General features: G+C 43.1%; 12 protein-coding genes. 4 read left to right on the top strand and 8 right to left on the bottom strand.

Features of this window, described 5'->3' with window-relative positions; all coding sequences use genetic code 11:
• The first annotated feature begins 40 nt into the window (after positions 1–40).
• Both B3182_RS16295 and B3182_RS16290 read left to right on the top strand, forming a co-directional pair.
• Positions 41–391 carry a DUF3147 family protein gene (locus B3182_RS16295; protein WP_292357112.1) on the top strand — a complete coding sequence of 117 codons (351 nt, stop codon included), beginning with the start codon at positions 41–43 and terminating at the stop codon, positions 389–391.
• A gap of 170 nt (positions 392–561) precedes the next feature.
• Entirely contained in the window at positions 562–1,608 is a 1,047-nt protein-coding gene (locus tag B3182_RS16290) for an NAD(P)-dependent alcohol dehydrogenase (protein ID WP_292357114.1), read from the top strand.
• A 5-nt stretch (positions 1,609–1,613) separates the two neighbouring features.
• On the opposite strand, the gene norR is transcribed toward B3182_RS16290, so the two are convergent.
• Complete coding sequence (gene norR / locus B3182_RS16285) at positions 1,614–3,191, bottom strand: nitric oxide reductase transcriptional regulator NorR (protein WP_292753532.1); 1,578 nt, start codon at positions 3,189–3,191, stop codon at positions 1,614–1,616.
• A gap of 166 nt (positions 3,192–3,357) precedes the next feature.
• On the opposite strand from norR, the gene hmpA reads away from it, so the two are divergent.
• Positions 3,358–4,575: an NO-inducible flavohemoprotein gene (gene hmpA / locus B3182_RS16280; protein ID WP_292357117.1), complete on the top strand. Its 1,218-nt coding sequence runs from the start codon at positions 3,358–3,360 to the stop codon at positions 4,573–4,575.
• A 50-nt stretch (positions 4,576–4,625) separates the two neighbouring features.
• Here the strand turns inward: hmpA and B3182_RS16275 are convergent, their stop codons facing one another.
• On the bottom strand, positions 4,626–5,012 hold the full coding sequence (locus B3182_RS16275) for a diacylglycerol kinase (protein ID WP_292357119.1): 387 nt from the start codon (positions 5,010–5,012) through the stop codon (positions 4,626–4,628).
• 164 nt (positions 5,013–5,176) lie between these two features.
• Here B3182_RS16275 and B3182_RS16270 point away from each other — a divergent pair, with 164 nt between their 5' ends.
• Complete coding sequence (locus tag B3182_RS16270) at positions 5,177–5,485, top strand: hypothetical protein (protein ID WP_292357121.1); 309 nt, start codon at positions 5,177–5,179, stop codon at positions 5,483–5,485.
• On the opposite strand, the gene B3182_RS16265 is transcribed toward B3182_RS16270, so the two are convergent.
• The 6 genes from B3182_RS16265 to B3182_RS16240 all read right to left on the bottom strand — a co-directional run.
• The gene (locus B3182_RS16265) at positions 5,482–6,174 is read right to left on the bottom strand and encodes a hypothetical protein (RefSeq protein ID WP_292357124.1); all 693 of its coding nucleotides are present in this window, start codon (positions 6,172–6,174) and stop codon (positions 5,482–5,484) included. The genes B3182_RS16270 and B3182_RS16265 overlap by 4 nt on opposite strands.
• Positions 6,167–6,946, bottom strand: a complete 780-nt coding sequence (locus B3182_RS16260) for an FTR1 family protein (protein ID WP_292357125.1) — start codon at positions 6,944–6,946, stop codon at positions 6,167–6,169. Before B3182_RS16260 ends, B3182_RS16265 begins: the two co-directional genes overlap by 8 nt.
• A 2-nt stretch (positions 6,947–6,948) precedes the next feature.
• Entirely contained in the window at positions 6,949–7,287 is a 339-nt protein-coding gene (locus B3182_RS16255; RefSeq protein WP_292357127.1) for a cupredoxin domain-containing protein, read from the bottom strand.
• Positions 7,284–8,609, bottom strand: a complete 1,326-nt coding sequence (locus B3182_RS16250) for an ATP-binding protein (protein WP_292357129.1) — start codon at positions 8,607–8,609, stop codon at positions 7,284–7,286. Before B3182_RS16250 ends, B3182_RS16255 begins: the two co-directional genes overlap by 4 nt.
• Positions 8,606–9,265 carry a response regulator gene (locus tag B3182_RS16245; protein WP_292357130.1) on the bottom strand — a complete coding sequence of 220 codons (660 nt, stop codon included), beginning with the start codon at positions 9,263–9,265 and terminating at the stop codon, positions 8,606–8,608. Before B3182_RS16245 ends, B3182_RS16250 begins: the two co-directional genes overlap by 4 nt.
• Positions 9,246–9,791: tetratricopeptide repeat protein (locus B3182_RS16240; RefSeq protein WP_292753529.1), on the bottom strand; the 546-nt coding region annotated here is incomplete at its 5' end. The genes B3182_RS16240 and B3182_RS16245, both read right to left, overlap by 20 nt.

Here is a 9,791-nt window from a genome sequence, read left to right as displayed (position 1 = left end):
TACACAGAAATCAGGACAGGCTCACTAATGCAGGTGACCTATGTGGTACTACATAACTAAAGTTGTCGTTAGCGCTGTTGTTATTGTCGTAATTTCTGAACTAGCTAAACGAAGTTCCGTCTTTGGTGCCATTATGGCCTCAGTACCTTTGATTTCAGTTATTGCTATCATTTGGTTGTATCAAGAAACGGGTGATGTAACAAAAATCAGTATCTTGGCATCCAATATTTTCTGGTTGGTTCTTCCCTCTTTGGCTTTGTTTATCACCTTGCCTATTTTGCTGAACATGGGCGTAAATTTTTACTGGAGCCTTTTGATTGCCATCAGTGCCACCGTTATTTGTTATTACTTTATGCTGATTGCATTACGAACATTTGGCATTAATCTCTAGACTTATATTCCTGATGACATTCTCTATGATGTCCGCCTTATTCGTTTATTTGATTGAGGTTAATGTTCTGTTAATACCATCTGAAATATTTTAATGAATATCCTATTTATCTAAATAGCATCTCGTGTAAACCTCCCCTCAACTTGTTTAACTATAACTAGGAATCTCTTATGAAAACTATCGGTTATGCAGCTCAATCTTCTGATTCTCCCCTAGCACCGTTATCTTTTGAAAGACGTACATTACGTGCCAATGACATTGCCTTGGAAATTTTGTATTGCGGTGTCTGTCATTCTGATTTGCATGTGGCGCGAAATGATTGGGGGAGCTCGACCTATCCTGTGGTTCCTGGCCATGAAATCGTTGGCCGAGTAATCGAAGTGGGATCTGCGGTGACCAAATTCAAACCAGGTGAAAACGTTGCGGTGGGTTGTATGGTGGATAGCTGTCAGGATTGTGATGAATGCCATAATGACCATGAGCAATACTGCCGTAATGGATTTACCTTGACCTATGGCTCTCCCGATAGAATCACCGGTGATATAACTCATGGTGGTTATTCCAAACATCTGGTAGTGCGTGAAGAGTTTGTATTACGTATCCCGGAAAATCTGGATTTGGCACTTGCCGCCCCACTCCTTTGTGCCGGTATTACCACGTATTCACCACTCAGAGAATGGAACGTCGGTCCAGGTAGCCGCGTAGGTGTTGTCGGTATGGGCGGTTTGGGTCATATGGCAATTAAACTGGCGGTGGGTTTAGGTGCTCACGTAACAGTTATCAGTACATCACCGAAAAAAGAACAAGATGCCATGGATCTTGGTGCCCATGCTTTCCTGGTCTCTAAAGACGAGGCAGCGATGGAAGGCGCAGGTTCGAGCTTTGATTTAATTATCGATACCGTTCCAGTCAATCATGATCTGAATCCCTACATTCCATTGCTGGATAATGATGCCACACTGGTATTGGTTGGGCAGATCGGCCCGGTTGAAGGGCCAAATACGGCACCTATGATTTTCGGACGACGTAGGATTGCAGGCTCGTTAATTGGCGGGATTGCTGAAACGCAGGAAATGCTGGATTTTTGTGGACGTATGAACATCTTGCCGGAATGCGAAATGATCAAAATGGATGAGATTAATGAGGCATTTGATCGTATGGAAAAATCCGATGTCCGTTATCGTTTTGTGATTGATATGGCTTCATTAAGCGCATAACTTAATTAATGATTTACAACAGATTTTTTAATCGAAATGCCTAGGCGTTTTGCCATTCTGACCAAATTGGCCCGATCGATTTTCAGTGATCGGGCCGCTTCACTCCAGTTTCCATCAGCTTGTGTAACGGCCGTTAAAATACAATGTTTTTGAAATTCATTGGTAGCGGTTTTGAGATCCATGTCGAGGGATAGCATAGGTTTAATTTCAGCCGTTTTTGCAACTGAATTCTCAGCAATAGTTCTTGCTGGCAACTCAAGAAACGCTCTATTTAATGAAATAATACCGGTCGTTGTCGGTTTTGCCTTGGCTTTTAACGAAGCACGGCTGATCACATGTTCAAGTTCACGAACATTGCCCGGCCAGTGATAGCTTCTTAATGCCAGTTCAGCATCCTGAGCGAGACGTAATTGCCTGATACCTAATTTACGACTGGTTTTTTCCAGAAAGTAACCTGCCAGTAATAAAACATCCTGATCTCTATCTTTTAATGGTGGAACCTTGATTGGATAGACCGACAAACGGTGATAGAGATCGGCTCTGAAACGTCCCTCGCTAACCTCTTCTTCAAGATTCCGGTTGGTCGCAGCAATAACACGAACATTAACCTGTTCGACATTATCTTTACCCACCGGTTGTATTTCACCACTTTGTAATACCCGTAACAGCTTACTTTGTACAGCTAACGGCAACTCTCCGATTTCATCAAGAAACAGAGTGCCACCATGGGCTAATTGAAATTTACCGGCTCTTTCACGATCGGCTCCGGTAAATGCGCCTTTGGTATGACCAAATAATTCGGCCTCAGCCAATGTTTCCGGCAAAGACGCACAGTTGATATGAACTAAGGGTTTATCTTTTCGCAATGACAATTGATGCACAGTGCGTGCAACCAGCTCTTTTCCCACGCCGGTTTCACCGGTTATCAGCACGGTATAATCCGAACCGGCGACCAGCTGGATTTCGTTTTTCAACGTCTGCATGGCAGTACTTTGCCCAATCAGTTCTCCCCCATCTTTTAACAAGGCTTCCTGAGTCAGTTCCTGCACAAGTTGCTGAGCATGCTGGGCACTGATTTCGAGCTTTTTAAATTGCAATGCAGTTTTCAATGTTGCTGCAGACAATGCGGCTATCAGTTCCAGCGTTTTGGGACTGATTGCATTAAAACTCCCAGACTGCAGACTGTCGATGGTGACCAGACCAATGACTTTTTGGTCAGAATACAATGGCAACCCCATACAAGAATGCACCGGAAGATCGCCGGTTCTGGCTAATAGCAAACCATCATAGGGATCGGGTAAATCACAGTTATCGGGGAAAATAAGTGGTTTAGTGGCATTGCATAGCTGCTCAAGTCTCGGGTGCTCAGTTAGATAAAAACGTCGACCCAATACTTCGGAGGACAAGCCTTGAATGGCCAAAGGCGTTAGCAGGTTTTCATGCAAGCCCAATAATGCAACGGCATCGCATTTAATGGCTTTGCGAATGGATGCCAACAGGCGATCAAAACGATCATCGTTATTAATACTGTTCGCCAGATCCAGCGCGACTTCAAGTAATAATGTTGAATCAAAATCTTGCATAGCCAACTCAATTATTCAATTAAGGTCAATCTATCACTAAAAAGTCAAAAAGACACGTTTTTTCCATGTCAATATGACACATCTACTGATGAGTATTTATGTATTTAATTGATTTATATGCTTTTTTATAAATGGCACAACCTCTGCAACCTCTAAAAAGAATCCGTTGTTTGAATTAGTTAAGAGGTTATTTATGTTAGATAACAGAACCATTGAAATCGTAAAAAGTACCCTGCCATTGCTGGAAAATGCCGGGGTTGAGGTCACAGACCATTTTTACAAACGCATGTTCAGTCACAATCCTGAATTAAAAGATATTTTTAACCTTGCTAATCAGGCAACCGGAAGACAGCAGTTTGCCTTGTTCAGCGCCGTAGCAATGTACGCCAAGCATATTGATGATCTGGGCGCTTTAGGTGAACTGGTCGAAAGAGTGGCCCATAAACATGTCAGTTTTGATATTCAGCCTGATCAATATCAGATTGTCGGTCATCATTTGATTGAAACGTTGAGAGAAATGGCGCCAGAAGAATTTACCGATGAAGTAGCCGACGCCTGGGTGCAGGCTTATGGACTATTAGCCAAAGTGTTAATTGGTCGAGAACAGGATATCTATAGCGAATACCAAAACAAAAGCGGCGGCTGGACCGGTTCACGTTTATTTAAAGTGAAAGATAAAAAACCGGAATCAGAACTGGTTACCAGCTTTACCTTTGTTCCGGTTGATGGTGGTGAAATTGCCAATTACCAACCCGGTCAATATCTGGCCGTTAAAGTAAAACCTGAGCAGGCAGAAAATATTGAAATCCGTCAGTATTCTATTTCTGATAAATTCAATGGCGAAAGTTACCGGATTAGTGTCAAACGTGAAACCCAGCCAAGAGCAGGTTTGGTTTCCAATCATTTGCACGACACAGTGCAGGTTGGTGATCATGTTGAGTTAATGCCACCCACTGGGGATTTCTATTTGGCACATTTAGACAAACCGACGGTGCTGATATCTGCCGGTGTCGGTATCACACCGATGATGGCGATGCTTGGAACCCTGTTGGAGAATCAAACCGAGCAACCAACCTGGTTTTTGCATGCCTGTGAAAATAAGAATCAGCACACTTATGCCGATCAGCTTAAAAACGCGGCAAATCAGCTGGATAAGCTGCATTATTACTATTGGTATAAGCAGGATGATGCTGATGATAATCAGGCGCTAAATGGTCTGATGCAATTAGACCGCCTGCAATTTGAGCTGCCCCTGACAGATGGTCACTTTTATATTTGTGGGCCCGTTGGATTTATGCGCTTCATCAAACAACAATTGTTGGATTTAAACGTGGCTGCAGATCGAATTCATTACGAAGTTTTTGGTCCTCATAGCGATATCTGACAAATGCATGGAGAGCAAATCATTGCTCTCCACTTTTTGAATTGGCTTACTCAAACCAAGCGTTGCCAAACGCCCAGAAAGCTGGAAAGAATCACTACAGCCCAAACAAATATCGCCACACCGGCAGCTGCAGCAGCGATATCTTTAATGATGCCGATTTTATGGTTATGACGTTCTTCCACGAAATCACACATGGCTTCAATGGCAGTATTAAACAATTCTGCACTCAGGGCAAAGCCAGTTGCCATAATGATTAATGCGGCATCCACCCATTTGTGAAACCACAACGAAACCAGTACAACGATGACTGAGACAACTACTTTGTAAAGTACACTGAAGTCACTTAATACTGCATAACGCAGTCCTTTAATAATGGTGCGAAATTTTTTCAGTGGGTGATAGCCTGCTTCGCCACTTTCCAGAAATTTATTTTTCATCGCGATCACTTTATTGTCTTATGAATTCTACAGAGCATCATGGCGTGACTCTAAGCCAATTCACAATAACCTAAATCATCAAAAAAGTTGTTCGCTCAATCCTTTGACAAAATCTTCATCTCGCTATCAGTAAAGTTATCGTATAAAAATTTAGGATTTTATAAATGAAACAAATCGTGTTGAGTTTCTTCTTTGGTGGCTTTTTGCTGACAAATGCCATTGCCGTTCAGGCTGAGCAGGCACAAGTTTGTGAGGAATGGGCCAGCAAAGCCGGCTCATATATGCTATTTCGACAAATGAATACACCGATTCACGAGGCAATGGAAAACGCCATGGGTAATGTTACGCGGGGCTTGCTTCTGAGTGCCTATCAACAACCGGTTGCTGAAACTAATGAAGGTAAGCAGCAAGCTATTGATGATTTTAAAAACAAAACGCTTGAGGAATGCATTTCACAAATGCAACAGCGTTAAAACTCATATTCCAATAATGCACGCCAGTTGGTATCGGCGGTTTTGGCAGACAAGCCGGTCAGAACGCCAATTTCCCAATGCAGTTTTTTACCGGGAGAAAGACTGATATCGCCCAAAAACACTGGACCTAATGCACGAGTATCTTCGCCAGCATAAAATTCAACCGCCGGCTCAAAATAGCGAGAAAGTCGATAACGGGTTTGTAACGATAAAGCGGTTTCAAATTCACTTTCCTGCGATTCGCCCCATTCATATTTAAGCCAAAAATTGCTGGTTGCAACCCATCTCCCCCACTCTTTCAAAGCGATTAATCCTGCAGCTGCTTCCCAGTTATTATCATCACGTTGTCGTTCAAGTTCGGTTATAAGCCCCCAGTCAATACCGTATTCACCTTGCTCGGTCAGTTGCCAAAGCGCTTCGATTTCATATGCCTGTAAGCGAAAATCATTATTTTGATTATCTTCACCGATCAAATAGCCTTCAATAAACAGTCGGTCGGTAAGACTTTTGCCCACCCCTAATCGTTGAAACTGCTGCCCATCTGAATCGGTCATTCTCCATTCAATTTCACGCTCCAATGGCTGTACATAAGGCGCATAGACTTTATCGACCGGATTACCATCGGCATGACTGAGCGCCGGGAGCGTAACAATAAAAAATAAAAAACTGAGGCGTTGAAAATTAAACATGCGAAATAGCCCTTGAAAATCGTCCCGAAAGAATCACGATCAACATGAGTAACAAGCTTGTCAGATAAATTATTATCTGACTCCAGGTAGGCGTCGCTTCATACGCCATCAATGCATAAAGTAACTGACCGGGTAACGAGTGTTCACTGATAATATGAGAGCTGTCCCAGACGGGTTCTGTTGAGGCTAACCAATCTGCTTGAATAAGAAACTGAGTGGCCTGAGACATCATGCTGCTCCCTACAATCACAACCAGCACGCAGATGAATTTGGCTGCGGCTGCAGGTTTTAAAGCAATCATCAGGTGATATAAAAAAATACCGCAGCTAACCCCGATGCTTAAGCCAATTAAACTGCCTGACACGACGGATTGCAGCAAAAAATGATCACTGCGAAAGCCGGAAATATATAACATGATTTCGGCACTTTCCCGACTAATTGCCAGGATAATGGCTGCCATCATCATGCCTTTTACCAGCCGATTGGGGAGGACAATATCTCTGGAAATAAGCCATAAAAACCCCATCAGAAATACATAAATACCTATATGAATAATGGTATTGGTTATTTCCTGACCAACGCCCTCCAGCCAGTTTGATATCTCGGGTAAAAAATACGCATAAGCGCCACCGGCAATCAATCCCAGCAGAATTGCCTTGAGCAGAAAGCTACGTGCTTGCTGACTCACAGTGGTAAATGCCATGAACAGGCTTACGACCATGGCGGCTTCCAGTACTTCACGTAACACCAGAATAACGCTATTCAGCAACATGATTATTTACCGCTCTCTTTGACAATTATTCTGCCTTGGGCCGTTTTAGGAAAAAACTCACCAAAAAATGGATACGTCCCTGGCTTTAATGGGCCGACAAAAATGATCGCCTGAGTATTGCCGGGGATGACTTTTTCACGGTTAAGCTCATAACTTTCAAATTCTTCAGGAGTAGCATCTTGATTTTTGACCAGTAATTTCACCTTGGTATCAGCGGGAATCACTAGTTCATCCGGATAAAATAGATGATCTTTGATGAGGATTTCAAATACGGGTGGCGCAGCGTAACTCTTTATTGGAATCAATAGGATAGCCATGCATATAAAAAAATACTTCATCATTTATTCATCACTGCAGGAAAATCTATAATGACCTTAAGGCCTGTTTCAAATGCTGATTTGGTCAGTTTGATCTCAGCATGATGCATTTCAATAATATGTTGAACGATAGCGAGACCTAGACCACATCCGGGTAATTGGAGATCACTGTTTTCGTTCTGGTATCGATAAAACCGGTCAAAAATACGCTCATACTGGTCTGGCGGAATACCGGGACCATCATCCTCAACGGTTAATCGCACACCTTTCTCAGTGGGATGAACATGAATGACAATATGCCCCTTTGACGGTGCATATTTGTTGGCATTGTTTAGCAGGTTCTGTAACAGTGTTTCCAGGGCAAATAAATGACCATACACCTGAGCAGATTCACCAATCAATTCAATATATTGCTGACGCTTCTCAAACTGTTGATAATCTCGTGCAATAACCTCGCTGGCCAATTTGTACAGATCAATGGCTTCGGCTTTCGCTGCAATTTGCTCAGGCGCTGTCCGATACAGCATCAGGATCTGGTTGACCAGATGGCCCATCCGGTCAACAGCAGCCTGCATGAGTTGCCAATCTTCTGTGTTATCCCCGTAGGTTTGTCGAAGATTATGTAAATGTATCTGCAAGGCACTGATAGGGGTACGTAATTCATGTGCCGCATCAGCCGCAAAACGCTGTTCACGTTGAAAACTTTGGTCAAGACGCCAGAATAGTTGGTTAATAATTTTCACCAACTGACTCATTTCAATGGGCAATGGGGCCAATTCAATCGGTCTTAAATCATCAGCCTGTTTGCTGGAAAGTTGCGCAGAAAGCGTTTTCAAGGGCTTTAACCCGGTACCAATTAACCACCAGATTACTATGGCTGCCACTACGATGCCGAAAAACGCCGGTAATATGGTGGCTAAAACAATATCTTCCGCCATAGAACTGCGAACATCACTGCGTTCTCCGACGATAATCCATCGTTCAAATTGCAGATCAGGATGTACATAGTTATGCCAGCGAAAGCCTTTGAAATTGACGTCATAAAATCCTTGTTCAAATTGACTTAGCGCAATATGGGGAGCAGTTTTAGAGCGAGTTAATAATTGGCCGTTGGCATCCCAGATTTGAAAAAACAGATAATCACTGGTGGGACTTTGCGTCGAATCGACTGTATTTTGACCAATGTGAGCGGAGGCAATCAGTTCAGCGGTGTTGATTAAACGTTCATCAAACAATTGTTGTGCCGTTTCAATACTGGACTGATACCCTTTCAGTAACGACACAAACATCACCAGTACCAGAGTAGCTACTAATATCAGCAGGAGATACAGTCGGATTGATTTCATGGATTACTGATTTGATACCCTACGCCGCGGATGGTTTTAATAAAGCCTTCTGGAAGTTTTTTACGTAAATGATGAACATGTACTTCGATGGCATTACTGCCGACCTCTTCACCCCAGCTGTACAGCTTTGATTCCAGACTATCCCGGGTCTGTACACGACCAACATTCTCCATTAAGATTTTCAGCAACATAAATTCACGTCGCGGTAATTCCACCAACGCATCATCCACTTTTAACTGCATGGCTTTGCTGTCCAGACTGACGGAACCGATTTGTAATGCAGCGTGTTGCTGACTGCTCAATCGGCGTTCGAACACTCTTAATCTGGCCAGCAGTTCATCAATATCAAACGGTTTAGCCAGATAATCGTCGGCACCGGCATCCAGTCCGATGACGCGATCATTAATACTGCCACGAGCCGTTAATACTAATATAGGTACTGTAGCATTGTGCTTTCGGATCTCTGCCAGCACGTCGGTGCCATCCATATCGGGCAGTCCCAGATCCAGAATTACCATATCAGGCGGTGTAGTTTTGATGCTGTTAATCGCCTGACGACCAAGACTTAAATGATTTACCGTAAACCGGTCATGCCGCAGCGACCGCATAAGACCTTGCGCCAATGACAGATCATCTTCAATTAACAGTATTTGCATGCGTTTGGTTATTCATATGTTTGTTGACTTCTGCCAATGCCTTATCAATTTCCATTAAACGGCCTTTATCAGCCAGTGGTCTATCTGCTCTGGGTGCCGCCTTTTTCGCGAATAACAGATAAGACTCCGCTTTTTTATATTGTTTTTTATCTACTAAAAACAAAGCATAAAAATAATTACTATCAATGCCTTGTGGATTTAATCTCAATGCATTTTTTAATAGCTTTTCTGCGGTAGCCTTATCACCGAACCCCAATGGCCAACCTGGGACCTTATAATACAGTGTCCCTAATGTAGTATAGGCTGAACCATTCAATGCCTGATCATCAATTTCAATGGCTTTTTCCAGATCCGCTTTGGCTGTTTTTGCCATGGATAATGCACCAAGGCCGCCTTTAATACCGGCATAACTGGCATAAATAATTCCCCGCCAGATTAATACATCCGGTTGCTCGGAGGAGTGTTTTTTTAGTTCATCCGCTTTGGCGGTTAATAAGTCAAATGCCTCAATCTGCTGTTTGTCGCT

The sequence above is a fragment of the Methylophaga sp. UBA4204 genome, assembly GCF_002379485.1.
GTDB lineage: Bacteria > Pseudomonadota > Gammaproteobacteria > Nitrosococcales > Methylophagaceae > Methylophaga.
This window is presented reverse-complemented; position numbering and strand designations above follow the sequence as displayed.